Source organism: Stenotrophomonas sp. STEN029, from assembly GCF_056760015.1.
Map to the genome: position 1 here is coordinate 1 of NZ_JBRREC010000011.1, position 25,420 is coordinate 25,420.

Genomic DNA, 25,420 nt, shown 5'->3' on the forward strand with positions numbered 1-25,420 from the left:
CCCCCCCCCCCCCCCCCCCCCCCCCCCCCCCCCCCCCCCCCCCCCCCCCCCCCCCCCCCCCCCCCCCCCCCCCCCCCCCCCCCCCCCCCCCCCCCACTACAGGTAGCGTTGGCCCGCTTCCCGTAAAATGGGCGCATGGATGTCTCCCACTTGCTCGACGGGCTGAACGCAGCCCAGCGCGAGGCCGTTTCCGCGCCTCTTGGTCACCACCTGATTCTTGCCGGCGCCGGTTCCGGCAAGACGCGCGTGCTTATCCATCGCATCGCCTGGCTCACCGAAGTCTGCGGTGTACCTGCGCACGGCATTTTCGCGGTCACCTTCACCAACAAGGCGGCCGGCGAAATGCGCCACCGCATCGACCTGCAGCTGAGCAAGGGCAGCCGCGGCATGTGGATCGGTACCTTCCACGGCCTCGCCCATCGCCTGCTGCGCCTGCACTGGGCCGATGCCAAGCTGCCCGAAGCCTTCCAGGTGATGGATTCGGACGACCAGCTGCGCATGGTCAAGCGCGTGGTCCAGCAACTTGAGCTGGACGACAGCAAGTACCCGCCCAAGCAGGTGATGTGGTGGATCAACACGCAGAAGGATGAAGGCCGACGTCCGCAGCACATCCAGCCCGAGCCGCACGACCAGTGGGGCGAAACCCTGCGCCAGGCCTATGCGGCCTACCAGGAGCGCTGCGACCGTGCCGGCCTGGTCGACTTCGCCGAGTTGTTGCTACGCGCGCATGAACTGCTGCGCGACAACCCGGCGCTGCTGGCGCATTACCGCGCCCGCTTCCGCGAGATCCTGGTCGACGAGTTCCAGGACACCAATGCCATCCAGTACGCCTTCGTGCGCGTGCTGGCCGGCGACAGCGCGCATGTATTCGTGGTCGGTGACGATGACCAGGCCATCTACGGCTGGCGCGGTGCCAAGGTCGAGAACGTGCAGCGTTTCCTCAAGGATTTCCCCGGCGCGCAGACCATTCGCCTGGAGCAGAACTACCGCTCCACCGCCAACATCCTTGGCGCCGCCAATGCGGTGATCGCGCACAACCCGGACCGCATCGGCAAGCAGTTGTGGACCGACAGCGGCGACGGTGATCCGATCGACCTGTTCGCTGCCTACAACGAGATGGACGAGGCGCGTTACCTGGTCGAGCGTGCGCGGCAGTGGGTGCGTGATGGTGGCAGCTACGGCGATGTCGCCGTGCTCTATCGCAGCAATGCGCAGTCACGGGCCTTCGAAGAAGCGCTGCTCAGCGAGCAGGTGCCATACCGTGTATACGGCGGCATGCGCTTCTTCGAGCGTGCTGAAATCAAGGACGCGTTGGCCTACCTGCGCCTGATGACCAACCGCAACGACGATGCGGCCTTCGAGCGTGCGGTGAATACGCCGACGCGCGGCATCGGCGAGCGTACCCTAGATGAAGTGCGACGCATTGCGCGCCAGCAGGCGCTGCCATTGTGGGAAGCGGCGATGCTGGCCACGCAGGGCACGGACCTGACTTCGCGCGCCAAGAATGCCCTGGCCGGCTTCATCAACCTGGTGCAGCAGATCACCGCCGAGACCGGCGAGATGGATCTGTCCGAGCGTATCGATCACGTGCTGTCGCGTTCGGCGCTGCGTGAGCATTGGGGCAAGGAAAGTCGCAACGCGCTGGACTCGGAATCGCGTACCGACAACCTCGACGAATTGATCTCGGTGGCCTCGCGCTTCGTGCGTCGCGAAGACGACATCGAGGAGGGTGCCGAGGACATGAGCGAGCTGGTCGCCTTCCTGTCCTACGCCTCGCTGGAAGCTGGCGAAGGCCAGGCGCAGGCGGGCGAAGAGGGTGTGCAGCTGATGACACTTCACTCGGCCAAGGGTCTGGAATTCCCGCTGGTGTTCCTGGCCGGCATGGAAGAAGGCCTGTTCCCGAGTGCACGCTCGCTGGAAGAAAGTGGGCGTCTGGAAGAAGAGCGCCGTCTGGCTTACGTCGGCATTACCCGTGCGCGGCAGAAGCTGGTGCTGGGCTATGCCGAGTCGCGCCGCATCCACGGCCAGGACAACTACAGTCTGCCGTCACGCTTCCTGCGCGAGATTCCGCGCGAGCTGCTCAACGAGGTTCGTCCCAAGGTGCAGGTCTCGCGCCCGGCCTCGCTAGGTGCAAACCGGGTGATGGGCGGTCACGCCAATATCGAAGCGCCGCCGATCAAGCTGGGTGCGTTGGTCAATCACCCCAAGTTTGGCGAAGGCATGGTCACCGACTACGAAGGCAACGGCCAGCATGCACGTGTGCAGGTCGAGTTCGCCGACGCCGGCAGCAAGTGGCTGGTGATGGCGTACGCGAATCTGACGGTGATTTGATCAAGCGGTAAGTCATGTAGCCCGGGTAAGCGCAGCGCACCCGGGACGTGATCTGCGCATTGCCTGTGTGCGAAGGACTGCCGAGCATGGCTCGGCACTACAGTGGGGTTGCGTGATTCCGCAGCTGCTCCCAGTCCAGATCGAACTTGGCCAGGTATTTGCGCAGGCGATCGGCGTCGTTGGTGCTGGCGCGCTGCGTTCGCGATACCGCGAACAGTTCACGGCCAGCCGCAGACAGGTTTTTTGAGCGCAGGCAGACGCGTACCACTTCTTCCAGCTGCACGCGGTCGAAGCGGTCCAGTTGGTTGGCAACATCGCCGAGCAATGCCTGCAGTGGCGATGCATCATCGCCGCCATGCCATTGCGTGCGCAGGCGGTTGATCTCTTCATCGACGCCGTCGGTCTGGATGCGTCCTGCATTTGCCAGCGTCGCCATGCGCACAACACTGGCGCCCAGATCGCGGAAGTTGCCGCGCCATGCAGCTTCGCTGCTGGTGGCGAATGTCAGATAGCGGCTACGCGCTTCGGCGTTGAAGCGCACGCGTTCGTGCTGCTCGCGTGACCAGCGCTCCAGTTCGAATTCCAGGTTGGGCTCGATGTCCTCGCTGCGTTCGGCAAGGCCGGGGAGTTGGTAAGTCCATAGGTTCAGGCGTGCCAGCAGGTCCTCGCGGAAGCGGCCTTGGCGGACATCGTGCTGCAGGTCGCGGTTGGTGCCGGCAATCAGCTGGAAGTCGCTTTCCACCTCGCGGTCACTGCCCACCGGCAGGAAGCGCTTCTCTTCCAGTGCGCGCAGCAGCATGGCCTGCTCGTCCGCACCCAGCTCGCCGATCTCGTCGAGGAAAAGCAGGCCTTGGTGGGCCGAGCGCAGCAGGCCGGCGCGGTCGCTGCTGGCGCCGGTATAGGCGCCCTTGGTATGGCCGAACAAGGTACTCATCGCGCCGTCGCCGCGCAGGGTGGCGCAGTTCACTTCGACGAAACGACCGGGCAACTGGTGCTTGAGCTTCTTCAGCTCGAACACGCGCTTGGCCAGTTGGCTTTTGCCGGCACCGGTGGGGCCGGTGAGCAGCATCGGTGCGCGCGAGCGCGTGGCGACTTTCTCGATCTGCTCGATCATCCGGTTGAAACCCGGGTTGCGGGTGGCGATGCCGCTCTTGAGCAGGTCGCGATCCTGCAGCTGCTGTTGGGCGAAGCGCTGGGCGATGTGGTCGTAGCGCGACAGGTCCAGGTCGATCACGGCGTGGCTGCCGGGGTCGCCATTGCCTTGCTTGCGCGGCGGCGAGGTCTGCAGCAGGCGGCCGGGGAAGTGGCGGCTCTCGGTCAGCAGGAACCAGCAGATCTGGGTGACGTGGGTGCCGGTGGTGATGTGGACGTAGTAGTCCTCCTCGTCCGGCTGGAATGGATAGGCCGCGAGAAAGTCGTGCAGGCGTGCGTAGACGCCTTCGAATTCCCAGGGATCGACCAGGTAGGTGTCGTGCAGGCGCAGCTCGGTACCGGGTGATACCAGTGCCAGATCTTCCTGCACCAGTTTGGCCAGCCGGCTGAAGCGGCGCTCGTCCAGCATCAGCTCGATGCGATCGGGCTGGAAGTCTTCATGCATGCCCAGGGCTACGGTGGGCCGCCATTTTTCCCAGCGACCGGGGCCGCTGCCCGAATCGAGCTGGGTGCCGAGCATGCCGAAGATGACCTGACGCTTGGACATATCAATTCCTATAAAAGGCGCGCTGAAAGTATACGTAAGTCCGCATCACGGATGCGCGAACCCTCTCCTGGAAACTAAAAATACCTTTGTAAATCAATGAATTGATCGAGTGATGGAAAAGTTGGCACGGCCATTGCGTTTATAGGGGCAAGACAAGCGGCGGGCAGTTCCCGCCAAGGAGTACGAAATGGCCAACGCAAACCTGTTCGCATCCTTCCGCGGCGCGCTGCTGCCGAAGGCCACGGTCCGCAACGAGGCCGGTGGATCGGCCTATGCCCGTGACCCGCGTGCGGCATTGGCCCTGTTCGCCGCCACCGGTTGCTTGAACAGCACCTTCTACGCCAGCGCCGATGGACAGCTGGAGCAGGTGCAGGCGCTGTGCAACGAGGTCGATGCCGGCTTCATTGCCCGCACCGCCGCTTATGCCCACGGCGTGGCGCACATGAAGGACGTACCCGCGCTGCTGTTGGCGATGCTGAGCGTGCGTGATGGTGAGGCGTTTGCAGCGGCCTTCCCGCATGTGATCGACAACGGCCGCATGCTGCGTACTTTCGTGCAGATCATGCGCAGTGGTCGGGTAGGTCGCCGTTCGTTGGGCTCGTTGCCGAAGCGCCTGCTGCGGCAGTGGCTGGAGCAGGCGTCGCCGAAGGCGATCATCCGTGCGGCGATCGGCAACCAGCCGTCGCTGGCCGATGTGATCCGCATGGTCCACCCCAAGCCGCAGGATGCCGCGCGTGAGGCGCTGTATGCCTGGGTGATCGGGCGGCCATACGACGAGGCGCTGTTGCCAGCGGAACTGCGTGCCTACGAGGCGTTCAAGCGCGAACCGCGTGGGATGCTGCCGGACCTGCCGTTCCAGTATTACAGCGCGCTGGCATTGGATGCCGCGCAGTGGTCGGTGCTGGCGCGCAACTCAAGCTGGCAGCAGCTGCGGATGAACTTGAACACCTTTGCCCGTCACGGGGTGTTCGAGGATGCGGCGATGGTGGCTGAAGTGGCAGCGAAGCTGCGTGACCCGCAGCAGATCGCCCGTTCGCGGGTGCTGCCCTACCAGCTGCTGATGGCTTACCACGCCGGTGCGGCACTGCCGCGTCCGATCCTGGACGCGCTGCAGGACGCGATGGAAGTGGCGACCGCGTCAGTGCCGGCATTGCAGGGCAACGTAGTTGTGGCGGTGGACGTCTCCGGTTCGATGCAGTGGCCGGTGACCGGCTATCGCAAGGGGGCAAGCTCGGCGGCGCGGTGCGTCGACGTGGCGGCCTTGATCGCGGCCTGTGTGTTGCGCGGTCACCCGCAGGCGCAGGTGCTGCCGTTCGATACCGAGGTACATCCACAGCAGTTGAACCCGCGTGACAGCGTGATGACCCTGGCAAAGCAGTTGGCAATCAATGGTGGCGGTACGTCGGTAAGTGCACCGCTGGCCTACCTCAACCGCAAGCGGGCGCAGGTGGATCTGCTGGTGCTGGTGTCGGACAACGAAAGCTGGCGTGACACCCGGGGCAACCGTGAGACCGCAACCATGCGTGAGTGGGCCGCGCTGAAGGCGCGTTGCCCGCAGGCGCAGCTGGTCTGCATTGATCTGCAGCCGGTGGCCAGCAGCCAGACGGTAGAGCGCGAGGACGTGCTGCATATCGGCGGCTTCAGCGATGCGGTGTTCGAGCTGCTGGCCAACGCCAGCCTGCCGCCGGCACAGCGTCCGCGCTGGGTGCAGCGGATCGCGGCAATGGATCTGTAAGGGCGATACGGATGTCGCCGATGTGATGCCCGGTCGGCAATGGGGCCGGCCGGGCCTGGAGACTATTTCATGGGAGAAGGCGGATGCCGGCCTGACTACATTGGTTGTTCACTCCGGTTCGAATCCGGAGAGTCAGTCCAACCCTTGCCGTCTGCTCCCACCCCCTCAATGTCGGCTTGTACGAATGCCGATGGAACTACAGCCTTTCACGCTCCAGGTCGCGGGTTCGATTCCCGCCCGATGCCGCGATGCATCGGTAGCTCAGTGGATAGAGCAGGATCGCCGCCTTGCCCTCGTGGCACAGCGGTGAAACGTTCCATCATTCTTGTCGTATCTGCCGGCACCTTGTTCGTATTGCTTCATGTTTCGGCATGAACACGTTTCAACGGCGGCGTGCACGAATGCCGAAGGAACTACAGCCTCTTAAGCTCCGGGTCGCGGGTTCGAATCCCGCCCGTTGTGGAAACGCAGCGGTAGCTCAGTCTGGTTAGAGCAGGATGTTCCTTCAACCTTCGTCGTGCAGGCCGGCACCTTTTGCAGATGTTGCACGCGGTGAATGCAGGTGGAACTACATTGGAAGCCCTTCGGGGTCGGGTTCAAGTCCCGGCTGCCTTGCCAGACCTGCTCTGGTACTGCGGACAGTTCCACTCCCCTTTGTCACCGCACCTTTGATTTGAAGATGACAGGAAAGCCATCAATGAACGACACCAATTACAACGTCATCCAGGAGCTGGGTGCGGCACCGATCAAGCTGTGGACGCGCGGCGTGCCCTTGGAAGACGAAGCCCGCGAGCAGCTGAAGAACATCGCGCGCCTGCCCTTCATCCATCAATGGGTGGCGGTGATGCCCGACGTGCACCTTGGCAAGGGTGCGACCGTGGGTTCGGTGGTGCCGACGATCGGCGCCATCATTCCGGCTGCGGTCGGCGTGGACATCGGCTGCGGCATGATCGCCACCCGTACCACGCTGACCGCCAGCGACCTGCCGGACAACCTGTCTGCGCTGCGCAGCGCGATCGAACGCGCAGTGCCGCACGGCCGCAGCGTGACCCGTGGCGGCCGCGACAAGGGCAGCTGGGATACCGCGCCGGAGCTTGCGGTGGAAGGCTGGTCGCAGCTTGCTACCGACTTCGCCCTGATCTGCGAGCGCCACCCCAAGCTGAAGAACACCAACAACCTCAAGCATCTGGGAACGCTGGGTACCGGCAACCACTTCGTCGAGGTATGCCTGGATGAAGCGCAGCGCGTGTGGTTCATGCTGCACTCCGGCTCGCGTGGCGTCGGCAATGCCATCGGCACCTACTTCATCGAACTGGCCAAGCAGGAGATGCGTCGCTGGATGATCAACCTGCCGGACCAGGACCTGGCGTACCTGCCGGAAGGCAGCGCGCATTACGGCGACTACGTGTTCGCGGTGGATTGGGCACAGCGTTTCGCACGCATCAACCGCGAGGTGATGATGCGCAATGTGGTTGCGGCCGCGCGTACGGTGATCAGCAAGCCGTTCGAGGCGCAGGCCGAGGCGGTCAACTGCCACCACAACTACGTCAACCGCGAGCACCACTTCGGCAAGGATGTGCTGGTGACGCGCAAGGGCGCAGTGAGCGCGCGCAAGGGCGAGATGGGCATCATTCCGGGCAGCATGGGCGCCAAGAGCTTCATCGTGCGCGGGCTGGGCAACGAGGACAGCTTCCACAGCTGCAGCCACGGTGCCGGCCGCGTGATGAGCCGCACCAAGGCGCGCAAGCTGATCAGCGTGGATGACCACATCAAGGCCACTGCGCACGTGGAGTGCCGCAAGGACGCCGAGGTAGTGGATGAGTCACCGGCCGCCTACAAGTCGATCGAGGCGGTGATGGAGGCGCAGCGCGATCTGGTTGAGATCATGCATACCCTGCGTCAGGTGGTATGTGTGAAGGGATAGGGCAAGATGGCGCTCCACCGCGGTGGGGCGCCACAGGAAGGCAAGACAATGGAAATGATTGAAATCGATGGAACCCAGGGCGGCGGGCAGTTGCTGCGCTCTGCGCTGAGCTTGAGCCTGTGCACCGGGATTGGCTTTGCCATGCAGGACATCCGTGCCAAGCGCCCGCGGCCGGGATTGATGCGCCAGCATTTGACCGCGGTCAACGCCGCAGCGCGGATCAGCAATGCGCAGGTGGAAGGCGCTGCGCTGGGGGCGACCACGCTGCGTTTCGTGCCCGGCATCGTGCAGGCGGGCGACTACCACTTCGCCATCGGCAGCGCCGGCTCGGCGACGTTGGTGCTGCAGACAGTGCTGCCTGCGCTATGGCAGGCCTCCGCGCCGTCACGTGTGCGGCTGGAAGGTGGTACGCACAATCCGATGGCACCGAGTGCCGACTTCATCAGCAGCTGCTATCTGCCGGCATTGGCGCGCATGGGCGTGCAGGCGGACCTGCAGTTGCATGTGCCGGGCTTCCATCCGGCCGGTGGCGGGGTGCTGGAAGCGACGGTGCAGGGGTGTGCGCAGCTGCAGCCACTCGAGTTCAGCGTGCGCGGGCCATTGCAGGCGCTGGAGGCGCAGGTACTGGTGTCGGGCCTGCCCGCCGCCATCGGCCAGCGCGAGCTGGATGTGCTGGCCAAGCGCTTCGGCGTGGACGCCCATCCACGCCATGTGCGGGTGGTGCGGCCGGCGCTGGGGCCGGGCAACGTGGCCTCGATGACGGTGCGGCATGACCAGCATGTCGAGCATTTCGACAGCCATGGCGAGCGCGGGCTGGCTGCTGAGGACGTGGCGGGTCGGCTGGCCGACACCGTGCAGGCCTACCTGGAGGGCGGTGCCTGCGTGGGCGAGCACCTGTCCGACCAGTTGCTGTTGCCAATGGCCCTGGCCGGCGGCGGTCGCTTCACCACCGCCACGCTCAGCGACCACCTGCGCAGCAATGCCAGGCTTATCGAGAAGTTCTTGCCGGTGGAATTCGACTGGCAGCAGCGCGGACCACACTGGGAGGTATGGGTCACCGCCTGATCGGCCGGGTTTGATCTTGCGCAAGGCATGGGGGCAACATCGGGTGTGCAATGGTGTCACCACCACCCTTCATCCAAGGAGAACTGCCATGTACAAGCGCATCCTGATCGCCACCGACGGTTCCGAGCTTTCCGCCAAGGGCCTGGCCAAGGGCTTGGAGCTGGCCGCCCAGCTGGGCGCGCATGCCGACATCGTCACGGTTTCCGAGCCGTGGGCGGTGGGCATGTACGACGCCATGGGCTGGAGCGCAGGCTACGAGGCCAGCCCGGAGTACAAGAAGGACCGCGAGGAAGCCGCACAGAAGATCCTGCAGCCGGCACTGGCCGCCGCACACGCCGCTGATGTGGCCGACGTGCAGACCCACCACGTGCTGGACCGCTACGCCGCCGACGGCATCATCGACACCGCCAAGGCCTGCAACAGCGACCTGGTGGTGATGACCTCGCATGGTCGCCGCGGCGTCACCCGGGTATTGCTGGGCAGCCAGACCTCCGAAGTGCTGGCCCGCAGCACGGTCCCGGTGCTGGTAATCCGCTGAGGCTTTGAGCTCCCTCCCTTTTGCCGTAGGCAAAGGGGAGGGCTGGGGAGGGGTGCTTCCCGCTGTGTCGCCAAAGAAACCAGCAACCAGAATCAACAAAGGCCCCCTGAGCGAGGGCTTGTGCCCCCTCCCTTTTGCCGTAGGCAAAGGGGAGGGTTGGGGCGGGGGGGCTTCACGCGGTGGCCCCAAAGAAACAAGAAACCAAAATCAACAAAGCCCTCGATCGAGGGCTTTGTTGTGCCGGGTGAATGGGCCTGCTGGCCTTCAGGCTTGGCCGCCAAAAGCACCCCTCCCCAACCCTCCCCTGCGCTTCGCGCAAGGGAGGGAGTAGAAGATCACCAGCTATACAGCTTCCAGTACACCGGCTTGGTGCCGTCCTTGTCGCTGTCCATGCGGCCGTCGCCATCGCGGTCGTACATGTAGAACGGTGCGCCGCGCGACGGGGTCACCTTGACCATGCGCAGGGTGCCGCCGACCCGGTATTCCTCGATGGTGTCGCCGTTGTCCATCGACTTGCGCGTGATATCCGCACCTTTGACATCTACCGGAGGCGAGCCGTCGCCGAGGGAGGCGCAGCCGGCCAGGGCCAGCAGGGGAATCAGCAGCAGGGATTTCATGGGGTCGCATCCTTCGGTGGGAATGGTTCGATTATGCCTGTCCACATGCGGCAACGGTCCGCCGCGTAGAATCAGCGCATGAGCAGATTAGTCCTTATAGACGGTTCCAGTTACCTGTACCGCGCGTTCCACGCGCTCCCGCCACTGACCAACGCCAATGGCGAGCCTACCGGCGCGCTGTTTGGCGTGGTCAACATGCTGCGGTCCACGCTGAAGGAAAAGCCCGAATACGTCGCCTTCGTGGTCGATGCGCCGGGCAAGACCTTCCGCGACGACATGTATGCCGAGTACAAGGCCAACCGTCCGCCCATGCCTGATGACCTGCGCTCGCAGGTGCAGCCGATGTGCGACATCGTGCAGGCACTGGGCATCGACATCCTGCGCGTCGACGGTGTCGAGGCCGATGACGTGATCGGCACGCTGGCGCTGGCCGCCGCTGCGGATGGACTGGAAGTCACCATCTCCACCGGCGACAAGGATTTCGCACAGCTGGTGCGCCCAGGCGTGGTGCTGGTCAATACCATGACCGGCAGCCGCACCGACTCGGACGCGGCGGTGATCGACAAGTTCGGCGTGCGCGCCGATCAGATCATCGATTACCTCGCGTTGATGGGCGATACCGTCGACAACGTGCCGGGCGTGGAGAAGTGCGGCCCCAAGACCGCCGCCAAATGGCTGGCCGAGTACAACGACCTGGATGGCGTGATCGCCGCTGCCCCGGGCATGAAGGGCAAGATTGGCGAGAACCTGCGCGCCGCGCTGCCGCGGCTGCCCTTGAACCGTGATCTGGTCACCATCCGCACCGACGTGCCGCTGGAACAGGGGCCACGTGACCTGCAGCTGCGCGAACAGGACGTGGAGTCGCTGCGTGGCCTGTACGCGCGTTACGGCTTCACCCAGGCGCTGCGTGAACTGGGTGGGGTTGCCGCACCGGACGTCGCTGCCGACAGCAAGCCCAGCCTGCGCGGCCTGCGCGGCACTGCCGCTGGCTATGCCAAGGCCGTCGACAGTGAGCCGGCTGCAGGGCTGGACCCGGCGATGGCGGCCAAGGGTGAATACGAAACGGTATTCACAAGCGAGCAGCTGCAGGCCTGGGTGGAACGCCTGCAGGCCGCCGACGAATTCGCGTTTGATACCGAAACCGATGCGCTGGATGCGATGCGCGCCAACCTGGTCGGCATCAGCCTGGCGGTAGAGGTCGGCAGGGGTGCGTATATCCCGGTCGGCCACATCTACCCCGGCGCGCCGGCACAGCTGCCGATGCAGCAGGTGCTGGATGCGCTCAAGCCGCTGCTGGAAGACGCCAGCAAGAAGAAGCTCGGCCAGCACGGCAAGTACGACATCCATGTGCTGCGCCGCCACGGCGTCGAGGTGCAGGGCTATGCCGACGACACCATGCTGGAAAGCTTCGTGCTCAATTCCACCGCTACCCGCCACGACATGGACTCGCTGGCGCAGCGCTATCTTGGCTACACCACCACCAAGTTCGAGGACGTGGCAGGCAAGGGCGCAAAGCAGATTTCATTTGCCCAGGTTGGCATCGACGAAGCCGGTGCCTACGCCGCCGAAGACGCTGACATCACCTTGCGCCTGCACCGTGTGCTGGGCCCGCAGCTGGCGGCGGTGCCGTCGCTGCAGAGCGTCTACCGCGATATCGAAATGCCGCTGGTGCCGGTGCTCGCGCGCATCGAGGCCAACGGCGTGCGCATCGATGCGGCCGAGCTGAAGCGGCAGAGCAGCGATCTGTCCGCACGCATGCTGGCCGCGCAGCAGAAGGCCACCGAGCTGGCAGGGCATACCTTCAACCTGGATTCGCCCAAGCAGTTGCAGGCGGTGTTGTTCGATGAGCTTGGCCTGCCGGCGTTGGTGAAAACCCCCAAGGGCCAGCCCAGCACCAACGAAGAAGCGTTGGAAGCGATTGCCGAGCAGCACGAGCTGCCGCGGGTCATCCTCGAATACCGCGGCCTGACCAAGCTGCGCAGCACCTATACCGACAAGCTGCCGGAGATGGTCAACCCGGACACCGGCCGCGTGCACACCAGCTACCACCAGTCGGGTGCTGCGACCGGGCGCCTGTCCTCGTCCGATCCCAACCTGCAGAACATCCCGGTCCGTACCGAGGACGGCCGGCGTATCCGCAAGGCATTCGTCGCACCGCCGGGGCGCAAGCTGATGGCCTGCGACTATTCGCAGATCGAGCTGCGGATCATGGCGCATCTGTCGGAAGACCCGGGCCTGGTGCGCGCATTCGAGCAGGGTGCCGACGTGCACCGTGCCACCGCTGCCGAAGTGTTCGGTCGCGCGCTGGACGAAGTGACGCCGAACGAGCGTCGCGCGGCCAAGGCGATCAACTTCGGCCTGATGTACGGCATGAGCGCGTTCGGCCTGGCCAAGAACCTGGGCATCGATCGTGGCCAGGCGCAGGATTATGTGGCGCTGTATTTCAGCCGCTATCCGGCGGTGCGTGATTTCATGGAGCGCATGCGTGTGCAGGCGCGCGAGCAGGGCTATGTGGAAACCCTGTTTGGTCGCCGCCTGTATTTGAACGACATCAACGCCCGCAACCAGGGCCTGCGTGCAGGCGCCGAACGTGCCGCAATCAATGCGCCGATGCAGGGCACCGCGGCGGACATCATCAAGCGCGCGATGGTCAGCGTGGACACCTGGCTGCAAGGGCACAGTGACAAGGCCAGGATGATCCTGCAGGTGCACGATGAACTGGTGTTCGAGGCCGACATCGCATTCATCGACACCTTGCGCGCGGAAGTCGAGCAACGAATGGCATCGGCAGCGAGCTTGCGTGTTCCCTTGGTAGTGGACACTGGAATCGGTGAAAATTGGGACGAAGCTCATTGATTTTCTAGTTTCTTAACTAGAAACATTTAGTAAATGAAACAATGCGTCGCGTTACACCGTATTTAGTAAATGCCAGTGTTATTCGGCAGATGAATCTGTCCTTAATTCTTTTGAAAAGGCGGCAGAATCTTCACGATCCATCAAGGTTGGGAATGCTCATATAGTCCCCGACAGACGCAACGTCTGTCGCGGATCTCTCCCATCCCCTGGAGCAGATCTCGGAGCGGGGATTCCTCCCCAAATGCCCGCTCCCCGGCCCCGTCGACCCCCCCCTGGTCGGCGGGGCTTCTTTTTGTGTCATTTGAAACTATTTCGACGAGAGACTGCTCTCGACCAGTTTCTCGCGCCATCTTTATCCGCACTGGCCGACGATGAGGTCATCGAGTGATGGAGGGGAATCATGTCCGACCTGTTCGCACTGGCGATGCCGTGGTGGGAGTTCATCCTGCGCGCGGTGATTGTCTATGTCGTGGTGCTGGTGATGGTGCGGGTTGCGGGCAAGCGCACACTGGGCCAGTTCACCCCGTTCGACATGCTGTTGCTGGTGTTGTTGGGCAACGCCGTGCAGAACGCCTTGCTCGGTCCGGACACCTCATTGGGCGGCGGCTTGCTGTTGGCAGCCACGCTGATCGCGTTGAACTACGTCGTGGGCTGGATCACTACCCGCAGCCCGGTGATGGAGCAGGTGATCGAAGGTGAGCCGGTGGTGTTGGCGCGGCATGGCCACGTGCTGCAGAAGGTGCTGCAGCGCGAGCTGGTCAGCAAGGCCGATTTCGCCAAGGCGATGCGCGATGCAGGTTGCGATGAAGTGGATGAAGTAGACCTGGCACTGCTGGAAACCAACGGCCACATCACCATCATCCTCAAGAAGGACAACAGGTAGTGCCGGGCCATGCTCGGCAAAGGTGTTGTAGGAGCGGCGTAAGCCGCGAAGCTCATGGTCGGTCCGGTTGCGAGCATCGTCGCCACTTCATTGCTGTCAGCTTCGCGGCTTACGCCGCTCCTACACGTTTGGTTTCCTGGTAAAGCCCCTGCCGAGCATGGCTCGGCACTACAGCCAGTCGCGCGGGACCAGGTACTCGGCCAGGCGTGCTTCGTCGCTGCCGCTGTCGGGGATATAGCCGTATTCCCAGCGCACGCGCGGTGGCAGGCTCATCAGGATGCTCTCGCTGCGGCCGCCACTCTGCAGGCCGAACAGGGTGCCGCGGTCGTAGACCAGGTTGAACTCGACGTAGCGGCCACGGCGGTACAGCTGGAACTCGCGCTCGCGTTCGCCATACGCGGTGTCCTTGCGGCGTTCGACGATGGGCAGGTAGGCATCGAGGAAGCCGTCGCCAACCGCCTGCAGGTAGGCGAAGTCGGTTTCGAAGTCAGCATGCAGGTCGTCGAAGAACAGGCCGCCAACGCCGCGCGTTTCATTGCGGTGCTTGAGGAAGAAGTACTCATCACACCAGCGCTTGTGCGCGGCGTAGCGATCTTCGCCGTAAGGCGCGCATAGCTCGCGGGCAACCGTGTGCCAGTGCTGCACGTCTTCGTCGAAGGGATAGAAGGGGGTCAGGTCGAAGCCACCGCCGAACCAGGCCGCCACCGTCTTGCCATCCAGTTCGGCCTGGAAGTAGCGCACGTTGGCGTGGGTGGTCGGCAGGTAGGGGTTGCTGGGGTGGAACACCAGTGACACGCCACAGGCGCGCCAGGACGCTCCTGCGAGCTCCGGGCGGTTGGCGGAGGCCGAGGGTGGCAGGCGCGTGCCGGCGACGTCGGAGAAGCCGATGCCGGCCTGCTCGAACACTGCGCCATCACGCAGGATGCGGGTGCGGCCACCGCCGCCCTCGGCGCGCTGCCAGCGGTCCTCGTTGAAACGGGCCTGGCCGTCGGCCTGCTCGATGGCGGCGCAGATGCGGTCCTGCAGGCCGGTCAGATAGTCGCGTACGCGGTCGAATTCGTTCATGTGCGTACTGTAGCGCAGGCCGCTGCCGCGGCCTGCGCCTCATGCCTTACTTGCGCAGCGATTTGCCCTTGCTGGGCGTTGCCGGTGCGTCGGCGTCTTCTTCGTTGTCGAGGTCTTCGGCGGCACGCATCAGCTGCGCGCCAAGGCCGGCCATTGCCCAGTTGGTGGTCTCGTAGACATCGCAGGCCACATGGGTGCCCTTGCCGTCGCGCTTGCAGATGGACAGCAGCTTGCCGGGGATGTCTTCGTCGCCGGTGTTCTCGTAGACGCCGCGCAGGTTCTCACAGCCAACGCGCACACCGGCCTGGCACAGTTTCTGGTATGCCGGCGCAGCGGCCTGCCAGTCGCCGGCCAGCGCATGGCGATGGCCTAGGGTATTGCAGCCCTGCAGCTTGCCACTGTCGCAGCAGGCCTGCGGATCACTGCCCACAGGGCAATCCTGCGGCAGCGGCAGTTCGACGAATACCTTGGGCGCGCTGCACTGGCTGCTGCCGCCAGTGCGTTGGTAAACGGCATAGCGGTTCCAGCTGTCGATGCCGAGCAGGCCGCCGTTGCGCAGCGGCTTGAGCACGAAGTCGCCACCCTTGTCGTGGCGGATATGGATGGCGCCATCCTGCAGGCGTGCGCGCAGCTCGCTGCCCATGCCCATCGTGACCAGGCCATCGTTGCCGAAACCGAGCGCATCCATCAGGCCAGTGCTGGCCTTGTAGTCGCCGCAGGGCAGGCTGCTGGCGGGGCCGACGTCAACATCGGCAGCGCTCAGTGCAGCCAGCGCTTGTGCGCGCTTGCAGGTCATCTCGTCGGCGCCGGCCTTGCAGGCCAGCTGCAGCGCATCGCGCGCGGGCAGGTAGCGCCCGGCATCCCAATGCGCATCGGCGACTTCGCTGCAGAAGCCTGCGTCCGGGTGGCTGCGGCACAGCTGCAGCAATTCGTTCAAACGCGGTTCGGGCAGGACCGCGGTGTTGCTGCTCAAGGCGCCGGCCAGCGCCTTGGCCATGGCGATGCCGAGGACTTCCTTGGCCGCTGCCAGGCAGGCTGCTTCGTTGTACTGCGGGGTGCCTTCCTTGCAGACGGCAGGCTCTTCCAGATCCGGGTCCGGCGTTACTGCCTGTTGTGCGGCCTGGGCCTCATCGCGGTAGCTGGACAGCAGGCGCTCGCAGGCGAAGGGCAGGTCTTCCTGGCACCACTGGCGCAGCTGCGGCGGCGTTGCTGCGCTGGCATTCTCGATGCAGCTGTCGATATCGGCACGGCAGCTGCCTGCGGCCGGCGTAGGCACTGTCTTGCAGCTGCTGTTGGTGTCCAGCACGTAGTCGCCGAGGCTGCCGCTGATGCGCTTGCCGTCGCTGCTGAGGCTGTACTCAGTGCTGAAGCCATTCGATACGTCAGCCGCGTGCAGGGTGTTGCCCTGCTGGCGGATTACATATTGGGTAGGCGCCAGGCCTTCATAACGCATCGTGGCCTGGCTGCTGCTTTGAACCACGAAGCGGGCCGACCCCTCTTCAGCGATATAGCTGCCGCAGCCCAGGGTAGCGGCGGCGGCCGGCAGCGCACTCAGCGCGAGCAGGCCACCGGTGAGGGCGGAGAGGTAACGTAGGAGGGACATGCAAACTCCGGGGGACTCAACGAAACAGGGCGCGAACGTCAGGGCGACTCAGCTTGATCACCAGCCACGCATGCAGCCCGGCCAGTGCCAGGGCGGCAATGCCGCCAGTGATCAGCGAGGTCCACAGGCCAACGCGTAGTTGCACGCGCATTTCCAGGCCTTCTGGAGAATTGAGGAAGTCGGCAGGCACCATTGCCTGCATGGCTTCAAACATGCCGTGGATCAGTGGCAGGGAGGCAAAGTTGGCCAAGGCCACCAGCACCAGGAAGACGATGAAGCCGATCCGGCCCCATTCGCGGTGCCTGAGCAATGCCCACGACACCGCAAGGAACGCGATCGACAGCAGCAGGCCAAGCACGCTCAGCGAGAGTGCGTGTTCACCGATCCAGAGCATGCCCGGCGTTACCGGCAGGCCTTCGTTCTGCATGGCCTGCAGGATGTCCAGGCGGCCGATCAGGACCACTGCCAGCAGTTGCAGCAGGCTCCAGACAATGGCCAGCGCAGCCATTACCAGCGAGAGCTTGGCGGTGACGGCGATGAACGAGGCCGCTGCGGAGGGCGGGGCCGGGATTGGTGGGAACTGTGGGGGATTCACGGTGGCTCGCTACGGATGTTCTGGTGGATCGTTGCAGGGGTCAGTCGGCTTTCTTCGAGGAGGACAACGCGGCGCACGCTGCAGGCAATACATGCAGCGCACTCAGCGGCGCCAGCTTCACGCCGTGCGGTGGCTGCAGCGGGATCCATTTCAGCTCGGCAATCTCCGCCTGCACCTGCGGCACGCCGGTGATGCTTACCAGGAAGGATTCGCCCTGCACACGGCGTCCGGGTTCGTTGACGGCAATGTCTTCGAAGCTGCCAAGTGCCACTGCACTGCTGTCGTCGACGTGAACACCGAGCTCTTCGAGGAGCTCACGCGCAAGTGTCTGCAGTGCGTCCTCACCGAATTCGCGTTTGCCGCCGGGTTGGATGAAGGTATCCGAGCCATGTTTGCGCACGACCAGCACGCGTTGCTGCGGATCGAGGATGACGGCGGTGACGATGCGGATGGGGTTTTCTGCGTTGAACATGTGCTTCCTGCGAATAGTGCTCCGTGAGGGGAATGGTACTGGAGGCTTGGGTGGTGGTGGGTGCTGCGTAGGCAGGAGCGGGATCAAGATCAAGAGCACCCCTCCCCAGCCCTCCCCTTGGCTGCGCGCAAGGGAGGGGCCGCTGTGCTCCCTCCCTTTGGCGCAGCCAAGGGGAGGGCTGGGGAGAGGTGCTCTTCGCGGTACGCAAACAACATCCAACACCCACAAACAACAAGGGCGCCTCGCGGCGCCCTTGTTGATGCTTACTTCAGTTCCTGCTCGAACAGCTTGAGGATGCGCTTGTACTGGTCAAGCCAGGAGTCGGCACGCGTATAGCCGTGGCGCTCCAACGGGTAGGGCGCGATCGACCAGTTGTCCTTGTGCAGCTCGATCAGCTTCTGCGTCATGTTGACCGAGTCCTGGAAGAACACGTTGTCATCCATCATGCCGTGCGCGATCAGCAGGTTGTCCTGCAGGCCTTCGGCATACTCGATCGGCGAGGAGATGCGGTAGGCCTCCGGATCGATGTCCGGGGTGTTGAGGATGTTGGCGGTGTAGGCGTGGTTGTACTGGTGCCAGTCACCCACCGGGCGCAGCGCGGCACCGGCCTTGAACGTGCCCGGCGAGCGGAACAGCGCCATGTAGGTCATGAAGCCACCATACGAGCCGCCGTAGATGCCGGCGCGGTCGCGGTCGCCCTGCTTGGTTTCGACCAGCCAGTCCAGGCCGTCCAGATAGTCTTCCAACTCCGGGTGGCCCATGTTGCGGTAGATGGCGGTACGCCAGTTGCGGCCATAGCCTTCGCTGCCGCGGTAATCCATGTCCAGCACGATGTAACCCTTCTGCACCAGCAGGTTGTGGAACATCTGCTCGCGGAAGTAGTTGGAATAACGTGCATGCACGTTCTGCAGGTAGCCGGCACCGTGCACGAACATGGCGATCGGGTATTGCTTGCCCGGCTCGAGCTTGTCCGGGCCGTAGTACTTGGCCCAGACGTGGCCGGCGCCGTGCTTGGACGGCACCTGCACCATCTGCGGCTGCACCCATTCGCGGGCCTTGAATTCGGCGCTGCGGGTATCGGTGAGCTTGCGTGCTTCGCCGCCGCTGACCGGCAGCACCGCAACCTGTGCAGGCAGGTAGGGCGCGGAGTAACGGACCAGCAGCTGCTGGCCATCCGGCGACAGGCTGAAATCCTCCACGCCATCGAGCGCGGTCACTTCGCGCACGGCACCGCCGTTGGCGTTGACGTTGCAGACTTCGTAATCGCCCGGCCACTTCTGGTTGCAGACGAAGTAGAAGCTGTTGCCGTCGGCACTGACCACCGGTGCCGAGGTCTCCCAGTTGCCGGAGGTGATGGCCTTGGGCTTGGCGCTGCCGGTCTGCGTGTACAGGTGCGAATAGCCGGATTCCTCGGACAGCAGCCACAGGGTGCGGCCGTCCGGCATCCAGCCGTAATCGTTGAAGCCCCAGTTGATCCAGCCGCCGTCGGTCAGGCGGTGACGGTTTTCCAGGCGTGCGCTGGTGGCGCTGGTGGTGGCGATCCAGCGGTCCTTGTTGTCGTTGGCACGCAGCATCAGCGCGGCCTGGCTGCCGTCGGCATTCCAGCGGATGCCGCCGCCCATGAAGTCGCTCATCAGTTCCAGCGGACGGTTGCCCTTCAGCGCGTCCTTGCCGGCCTTGCGGCGCAGCTCGGCCAGCGGATCGGTGGCGATGCCGGGCAGGTTGTCCAGCGACAGCGCTTCGACCTTGCCGGTGACTGCATCGGCCAGCCAGAACGCATGCGGCTCGGGATTGTTGCGGCCAACGCGGGTGCGGGTGTCTTCGGCTTCTTCGTAGCCGGACTCGGTCACGTACAGCGGCATCTTGCCGCCACGGCCTTCGTCGTAGCCCTTGGGCTTGGTGACCACGATCAGGTGGCGGGCATCGGGCGACAGCGCGCTGTCGACGATCTCGACATCGGCGCCGAGGAAGATCGGTGCCGGCGCACGGGTCGGGTCGGCCTGGCGCCAACGCTCGCCCTGCTCGCGCAGTTCCTCGCGCTGGGCGCGATCGGTGCGCAGGGTGGACAGGGTGCGCATCTGCTGGTCGCGCAGCACGTCGGCCTTGGGCGCGTCGGCCGGGTTCTTGTCGGCCTTGAGCTGGGCGACCTGGCTGGTGACGTTGTTGCGTGGATTCCAGTGGAACCAGTTGTTGCCCACTTCCCAGATCACGCCGCCGTCGCTGGCGAAATTGACGCCACCGGCGCGTTCATTGCTGCGCGTCAGCTGGGTCAGCGTGCCGTTGCGCAGGTCGCGTACGAACACGTCGCCGTTGCGGACGAAGGCCATGCGCTGGCGGCTGCTGTCATAGACGCGGTCGGCGGCATCGAGGGTGCCGCGCTGGTCATCGGCGACCTGCTGGCCGACACCACCACTGACCGGCAGGCGGAAGCTGTCGCGCACGGCGCTGCCCTGGCGCTTGAGCGTGTATTCGACCTGCTGGCCGTTCCACGACCACCAGGCCGATTCCACCGGCGGCCCGATCCAGTCCGGGTTGGCCATGGCCTGCTCGATGGTGATCGGCGTGGGTGCGGCATGGGCGGTGCCGAAAGCGGTCAACAACAGCAGGGACAGGGGCAGCAGCTTGGGCATCATTCGGCACCGGTGTAGAGAACCGGGCAAGGGTAGCAGCAGGCCCGCGCGGCGGGCTGGGCCACAGGTCATGGAGGCAGGGTTCGGCGGCTGAGCTGCCGGAATCGGCAATGTTTGTTGCCTTGCTCCCTCCCTTGCGCCATGGGCGCAGGGGAGGGTTGGGGAGGGGTGCTTTGGGTTTTGCTTTTCTGGCTTTGAGCTGGTGCTGTAGAGCCAAAGGCAAAAGCGCACCCCTCCCCAGCCCTCCCCTTTGTCTTCGACAAAAGGGAGGGGGCTACAGCCGCTGCGACTTTTTGACGCAGTGCGACATCCGGTCACATCCGCTCTTCACCAATACCGGACCAGAATCGCCCCAATTAAAAATGTTGCGGAGAAGCGGCCGTGGAAGCGCTGCTGTTGTCCCGGATCCAGTTCGGATTCGTGGTGAGTTTTCATGTGCTGTTCCCGGCCTTCACCATCGGTACGGCCAGTTGGTTGGCCTTCGTCGAATGGCGTTGGCTGCGCACCCGCAATCCGGTCTGGCGCGAGCTGTTTTTCTTCTGGCAGAAGATCTTCGCCGTGTCCTTCGGCATGGGCGTGGTCAGCGGCATCGTCATGGCCTTCCAGTTCGGCACCAACTGGCCGCGCCTGAGTGAAGTGGCCGGCACGGTGATCGGGCCATTGCTTACCTACGAAGTGCTGACCGCGTTCTTCCTCGAGGCGAGTTTCCTCGGCGTGATGTTGTTCGGCTGGGAAAAGGTCTCGCCGCGCCTGCACTTCTTCTCCACCTGCATGGTGGCGTTGGGCACGCTGTTTTCCACCTTCTGGATCCTGTCTTCCAACAGCTGGCTGCACACGCCGGCGGGTTACACGCTGGTCGACGGCATCGTGCATCCGCAGGACTGGTGGCAGATCGTGTTCAACCCGTCCTTCCCTTACCGACTGGCGCATATGGCGCTGGGGTCGTTCATCACCACCTGTTTCGTCATTGGCGGTGTTGGTGCCTGGTACCTGCGTCGCGGCGTGCATGTGGAAGCCGGCCGCAAGATGCTGGTGGCAGCCGTCGCCTTTGCTGCTTTGACTGTGCCGGTGCAGATATTCGTTGGTGACATGCATGGTTTGAATACGCTGGAGCACCAGCCAATGAAGATTGCGGCGATGGAAGCGCACTGGCATGAAAGCAAGCCTGGCGAAGGCGTGCCGCTGGTGGTGTTCGCGGTGCCGAATGAAAAGGAAGAGCGCAACGATTACGAGATTGCCATCCCCAAGCTCGGCAGCGTGATCCTGACCCACAGCACGGACGGTACCTTCGCACCGCTGACCTCGGTGCCGGCCAGCGAGCGGCCGCCGGTGGTGCCGGTGTTCTACGCGTTCCGCATCATGGTCGGGATCGGTTCGTTGATGCTGTTGGTTGCGTGGATCTCGGCCTTCCAGTTGTGGCGTGGACGCCTGCTGGAATCGAAGTGGCTGCTGCGCGGCTGGAACTGGATGTTGCCCAGCGGTTTCGTCGCGCTGGTGGCCGGTTGGTTCGTCACCGAAATGGGTCGGCAACCGTGGGTGGTGTATGGCGTGCTGCGCACCGCCGATGCGGTGGGTACGCAGAGTGTGTGGATGACGGTGCTGTCGCTTGCCATCTATGTGATCGGTTATCTGTTCGTGTTCGGCTGGGGCATCTGGTACCTGGTCAAGATCATGCGCAGCGGGCCCAAACCACATGACCTGCCACCGCGCGACGACGGCATGCACACCCCGGCGCGGCCGCTGTCCGGCGTCAATGAACCGCTGGAGGAGCGCTGACATGGAGATGACAACCTGGCTGCCGGTGGCATGGTTCGCGGTGATCGGCTTCGGCGTGCTGATGTACGTGGTGCTGGATGGCTTCGTGCTCGGCATTGGCATCCTTGCGCCCTTTGCCGAGGACGAGCAGCAGCTCGACGTGATGATGAATACCGCTGCGCCGATCTGGGATGGCAATGAGACCTGGCTGGTGCTCGGCGGTGCTGGCCTGATGGCGGCGTTTCCCAAGGCCTATGCGGTGCTGCTGTCGGGCCTGTACCTGCCGGTGCTGCTGCTGGTGATGGGCCTGGTATTCCGCGGCGTGGCTTTCGAGTTCCGCTTCAAGGCGCATCGCTCGCGCGCGCTGTGGAGCGTGTCGTTCGCGCTGGGCTCGCTGCTGGCTTCGTTCGCGCAGGGCGTGATCCTCGGCGCGCTGGTGCAGGGCTTGCCGATGCAGGACGGGCAATACAGCGGCGGTGCCTTCGGCTGGTTCAGTCCGTTCTCGATGCTGACCGGTGTGGCGGTGGTCACCGGCTACGCGCTGCTTGGCAGCACCTGGCTGATCCTCAAGACCGAGGGTCGCGAGCAGGCCTTGGCACGCTCGCTGACGCGGCCGTTGATGGTGGCGGTGATCGTGTTCATGGGCCTGGTCAGTACCTGGCTGCCGTTCCTGCAGTCGCGGGTGATGGAGCGCTGGTTCAGTGATGGCAACTTCTGGTGGCTGTCGCCGGTGCCGTTGCTGACCCTGGCCGTGGCGGTGGCGCTATGGCGCAGCGCCATGCACCCGCGCCGCGACCTGCCGCCTTTCCTGCTGACCCTGGCGCTGTTCGTGCTCGGTTTCGTCGGCCTGGTGCTGGGCATGTGGCCCTACCTGCTGCCGCCGCACCTGACCCTGTGGCAGGCAGCTGCGCCGGCGTCTTCGCTGGGTTTCAGCATGGTCGGGCTGGTGCTGCTGTTGCCGGTGATCCTCGGCTATACGGTGTGGTCGTACCGGGTGTTCCGCGGCAAGGTGACGGCTGAAACCGGCTATCACTGAACCGCAGCGACATGGCCCGGCTTGCCAGCCGGGCCCCGCAGGGCCAAGCTGGCCGCCCCGTTGTGGCTGGCGTCACGATGGGCCATCCATCGAACGAGGTCGCTGTAGTCGCATGTCGGTTGTTCCCGAGCAGTTGTCACCCCCTTCCCACCATCCATTGGCCAACGGTGAGCTGCACCGTCTGCTGGCGGTAGGCGTGGGTCGCTCGGTCGATCTGCGGACCTTCTTCGCGCATGTGCGCGCCGTGGCCGCGTTGCTGCCACCAGCCGAGCATGCGATCAACCTGTGCGATGACCGCTATCGCTTCCTGGTGGCGTTCTGTGCAGTGGCCTTGCGCGGGCAGGTGAACCTGCTGCCTTCGTCGCGTGCAGCTGCCGTCGTCGCCGATGTACAGCAGCGCTATGCGCAGACGTATTGCATCAGCGACGACGCGCTCGAGCAGTTGCCAGCGGACAGCTTCGTGTTGCCCGCGGAGCTGCCGCAGCTGGACGGCGATCTGCCGCAGCTGGCCAGCGATCAACTGGTGGCGATCGGCTTCACGTCCGGCAGCACCGGCACACCCAGCGCCAACAGCAAGACCTGGGGTTCGTTCCTGGCCAGCACCGCGCAGAACCTGCAAGCGCTGCAAAGCCTGTGGGGTGATGCGCAGCCAGCGCTGGTGGCGACGGTGCCGTCGCAGCACATGTACGGCATGGAGATGGCGGTGCTGCTGCCCTTGCTGGCGCCGGCAACCTTGCAGGCCGGGCGTCCGTTCTTTCCGCAGGACGTGGTGCTGGCACTGCAGCAGGTGCAGGCGCCGCGCGTGCTGATCACCACGCCGGTGCACCTCAAGGCGCTGGTGGAATCAGGTGTGGAATTGCCGCCGCTGGCCGGTATCGTCACCGCCACCGCGCCGCTGTCGCAGGAACTTGCGGCGGCTGCCGAACAGGCGTTTTCCACCGAGGTGCGTGAGATGTTCGGCTCCACCGAGACCTGCATCTTCGCGCGCCGCCGCACGGCCAGCGAGACGGCCTGGAGCCTGCTGCCAGGCGTGCGCCTGGAGCCGCAGCCGGACGGCACGCGCGTGCATGCGGCGCATCTGCCGGCACCGGTGAACCTGGCCGATCTGGTGGAGCTGCTGCCAGGTGATCGCTTCGTGCTGCGTGGCCGCCGCGCGGATCTGCTTGAAATTGCCGGCAAGCGCGCTTCGCTGGGCGACCTGACCCGCAAGTTGCAGGCGGTGCCGGGCGTGGTCGATGCAGTGGTGGTGCAGCTGGCCCCCGAGCCTGGTCATGCGGTCGGTCGCATCGCTGCGCTGGTGGTTGCGCCAGAGCGTGAAGAGGCTGAGATCCTGCGCGAACTGCGGGCCTTCATGGACCCGGTATTCCTGCCACGGCCGCTGCGCAAGGTGGCGGTGTTGCCACGCAACGATACCGGCAAGCTACCGCGTGACGCGGTGCTGGCTTTGCTGGGGCACTGAAACGCCGCGCTGCAGGTGATGCCGGTGAGCATGGCTCACCAGCGCTTGTTCGATCAGGCGTCGTGGACGCCGTCGATCTCGACCCGCAGGTCGCGTCGGCATACCGCTGCATGCAGCACGATATACGGCACCTGTGGCGGTAGATGCGCGGCCAGGGCTGCGCGCACCTCGGCAATCTCGGCCGCATCGCGTACATAGACCTTGAGTCGGCTGCCGTCGCCGAACTGGGTTGGCAAACCCGGCCGATGCGCACGTGCAGCGCCAATCAGGGCTTCGAAATTGGCGAAGGTTTCCTGCAACTGGCGCTGGGTGCTGTCGCCGTGCAGGGTGGCGTGGCCGACCACGCTGGCGGTGCCTGACAGCAGCAGCGGCAGGCGACTGCCGTTGGCGGCCAGCATGGCACGGGCGAAACTCGGTGATTGCCGGCCATACTGGCGCGGATAACGGTAGGCGCTGACCTGGCGCGGGTTTTCCAGCGGTGTGCCGGCCTCACGCGCGGCCAGCCAATACACCTGCAGCACGCGCACGCCGTCGACGCGACCGATGGCGGTGGCGGCGGGCAGGGTGCTGGTGTCGATGGCACCGATGCCACGGGCACGGCCTACGCAGAACTCGCGGTAGCGTTCGCTGTCGTCTTCGCCGTCGGTGATCGCGTCCAGGTAGTTCCAGATCCGCAGCAGGTGCGGATAGGCATGCGCAGGCAGGGCTTCGAGCATGCGCGCATAGGCGTGCTCGGAGGCGCCGATGATGCCGCCGTGCTGGTGCTCATCCACCTGCAGCGCACCGAACATCAATGCACCGTCGCTGGCCCAGGCCACGCCATTGGCGTCGCGGCCGCTGCTGACCGGCTTATCGCTGCGCCACACTTCCAACTGGGCCTGGCCATCCGGTTGCAGGCCTACCTGCAGATAGCGCGGGTCAGCGCTGGCCACGGGCTCGTCCCCGGCCTGGAAGCCGAAGATCGCCATCACCTGCGGATCCGCCAGCAGGACCGGCAACTGGGATGGATCGGCATAGTCGATCTGCAGCGCGGCAGCCGCCACCGGGGACGTCAGGGCATTCATCTCAGGCCCCCGTGACATTGGTGGTCAGGCAGGCGGAGCAGGGCTGGCGGCGGCGAGAGTGGAGCGGGAACGTCATTGCACGGCGTATCGGGC

The 25,420-nt window shown here is 64.7% G+C and carries 18 protein-coding genes; 10 read left to right on the plus strand and 8 right to left on the minus strand.

The features are described 5' to 3' along the window. The first annotated feature begins 135 nt into the window (after positions 1–135). Positions 136–2,331 (plus strand): DNA helicase II, encoded by a 2,196-nt coding sequence (uvrD, locus tag ACVOLI_RS03970; RefSeq protein ID WP_312367205.1) that lies wholly within the window; start codon positions 136–138, stop codon positions 2,329–2,331. A gap of 97 nt (positions 2,332–2,428) precedes the next feature. Here uvrD and rtcR read toward each other — a convergent pair whose 3' ends face one another. Then, on the minus strand, positions 2,429–4,030 hold the full coding sequence (gene rtcR / locus ACVOLI_RS03975; RefSeq protein WP_481533614.1) for an RNA repair transcriptional activator RtcR: 1,602 nt from the start codon (positions 4,028–4,030) through the stop codon (positions 2,429–2,431). A 187-nt stretch (positions 4,031–4,217) separates the two neighbouring features. On the opposite strand from rtcR, the gene ACVOLI_RS03980 reads away from it, so the two are divergent. The 4 genes from ACVOLI_RS03980 to ACVOLI_RS03995 all read left to right on the plus strand — a co-directional run bounded on the left by ACVOLI_RS03980 (position 4,218) and on the right by ACVOLI_RS03995 (position 9,292). Then, on the plus strand, positions 4,218–5,765 hold the full coding sequence (locus tag ACVOLI_RS03980; RefSeq protein ID WP_481533615.1) for a vWA domain-containing protein: 1,548 nt from the start codon (positions 4,218–4,220) through the stop codon (positions 5,763–5,765). Positions 5,766–6,462: 697 nt separating this feature from the next. Then, a complete protein-coding gene (locus ACVOLI_RS03985) occupies positions 6,463–7,689 on the plus strand; it encodes an RtcB family protein (RefSeq protein WP_481533616.1) in 1,227 nt (408 codons plus the stop codon). A gap of 48 nt (positions 7,690–7,737) precedes the next feature. Then, positions 7,738–8,754, plus strand: coding sequence for an RNA 3'-terminal phosphate cyclase (gene rtcA, locus ACVOLI_RS03990; protein WP_481533617.1), 1,017 nt, complete (start codon positions 7,738–7,740; stop codon positions 8,752–8,754). Positions 8,755–8,842: 88 nt separating this feature from the next. Beyond that, the gene (locus tag ACVOLI_RS03995) at positions 8,843–9,292 is read left to right on the plus strand and encodes a universal stress protein (RefSeq protein WP_282270134.1); all 450 of its coding nucleotides are present in this window, start codon (positions 8,843–8,845) and stop codon (positions 9,290–9,292) included. 335 nt (positions 9,293–9,627) lie between these two features. On the opposite strand, the gene ACVOLI_RS04000 is transcribed toward ACVOLI_RS03995, so the two are convergent. Then, entirely contained in the window at positions 9,628–9,909 is a 282-nt protein-coding gene (locus ACVOLI_RS04000) for a DUF2782 domain-containing protein (RefSeq protein ID WP_296248293.1), read from the minus strand. Between the two features lie 78 nt (positions 9,910–9,987). On the opposite strand from ACVOLI_RS04000, the gene polA reads away from it, so the two are divergent. Next, positions 9,988–12,765 carry a DNA polymerase I gene (gene polA, locus ACVOLI_RS04005; RefSeq protein ID WP_481533618.1) on the plus strand — a complete coding sequence of 926 codons (2,778 nt, stop codon included), beginning with the start codon at positions 9,988–9,990 and terminating at the stop codon, positions 12,763–12,765. A 400-nt stretch (positions 12,766–13,165) separates the two neighbouring features. Beyond that, entirely contained in the window at positions 13,166–13,648 is a 483-nt protein-coding gene (locus tag ACVOLI_RS04010) for a DUF421 domain-containing protein (RefSeq protein WP_481533619.1), read from the plus strand. A 168-nt stretch (positions 13,649–13,816) separates the two neighbouring features. Here ACVOLI_RS04010 and hemF read toward each other — a convergent pair whose 3' ends face one another. From hemF to ACVOLI_RS04035, 5 genes are all read right to left on the minus strand, one after another. Beyond that, a complete protein-coding gene (gene hemF, locus ACVOLI_RS04015; protein WP_481533620.1) occupies positions 13,817–14,713 on the minus strand; it encodes an oxygen-dependent coproporphyrinogen oxidase in 897 nt (298 codons plus the stop codon). Between the two features lie 46 nt (positions 14,714–14,759). Continuing rightward, the gene (locus ACVOLI_RS04020; protein WP_481533621.1) at positions 14,760–16,316 is read right to left on the minus strand and encodes a hypothetical protein; all 1,557 of its coding nucleotides are present in this window, start codon (positions 16,314–16,316) and stop codon (positions 14,760–14,762) included. A 16-nt stretch (positions 16,317–16,332) separates the two neighbouring features. Next, positions 16,333–16,911, minus strand: a complete 579-nt coding sequence (locus ACVOLI_RS04025) for a hypothetical protein (RefSeq protein ID WP_481533622.1) — start codon at positions 16,909–16,911, stop codon at positions 16,333–16,335. A 40-nt stretch (positions 16,912–16,951) separates the two neighbouring features. Next, positions 16,952–17,383, minus strand: a complete 432-nt coding sequence (locus tag ACVOLI_RS04030; RefSeq protein WP_481533623.1) for an NUDIX hydrolase — start codon at positions 17,381–17,383, stop codon at positions 16,952–16,954. Positions 17,384–17,646: 263 nt separating this feature from the next. Next, positions 17,647–20,013, minus strand: a complete 2,367-nt coding sequence (locus ACVOLI_RS04035; protein ID WP_481533624.1) for a S9 family peptidase — start codon at positions 20,011–20,013, stop codon at positions 17,647–17,649. 381 nt (positions 20,014–20,394) lie between these two features. Here ACVOLI_RS04035 and ACVOLI_RS04040 point away from each other — a divergent pair, with 381 nt between their 5' ends. From ACVOLI_RS04040 to ACVOLI_RS04050, 3 genes are all read left to right on the plus strand, one after another. Beyond that, positions 20,395–21,789 carry a cytochrome ubiquinol oxidase subunit I gene (locus ACVOLI_RS04040; protein ID WP_481533625.1) on the plus strand — a complete coding sequence of 465 codons (1,395 nt, stop codon included), beginning with the start codon at positions 20,395–20,397 and terminating at the stop codon, positions 21,787–21,789. Between the two features lies 1 nt (position 21,790). After that, entirely contained in the window at positions 21,791–22,804 is a 1,014-nt protein-coding gene (cydB, locus tag ACVOLI_RS04045) for a cytochrome d ubiquinol oxidase subunit II (protein ID WP_481533626.1), read from the plus strand. 112 nt (positions 22,805–22,916) lie between these two features. After that, complete coding sequence (locus ACVOLI_RS04050; protein WP_481533627.1) at positions 22,917–24,263, plus strand: AMP-binding protein; 1,347 nt, start codon at positions 22,917–22,919, stop codon at positions 24,261–24,263. A gap of 53 nt (positions 24,264–24,316) precedes the next feature. Here ACVOLI_RS04050 and ACVOLI_RS04055 read toward each other — a convergent pair whose 3' ends face one another. Next, complete coding sequence (locus tag ACVOLI_RS04055; protein WP_481533628.1) at positions 24,317–25,327, minus strand: chorismate transformation FkbO/Hyg5 family protein; 1,011 nt, start codon at positions 25,325–25,327, stop codon at positions 24,317–24,319. Positions 25,328–25,420 lie beyond the last annotated feature (93 nt).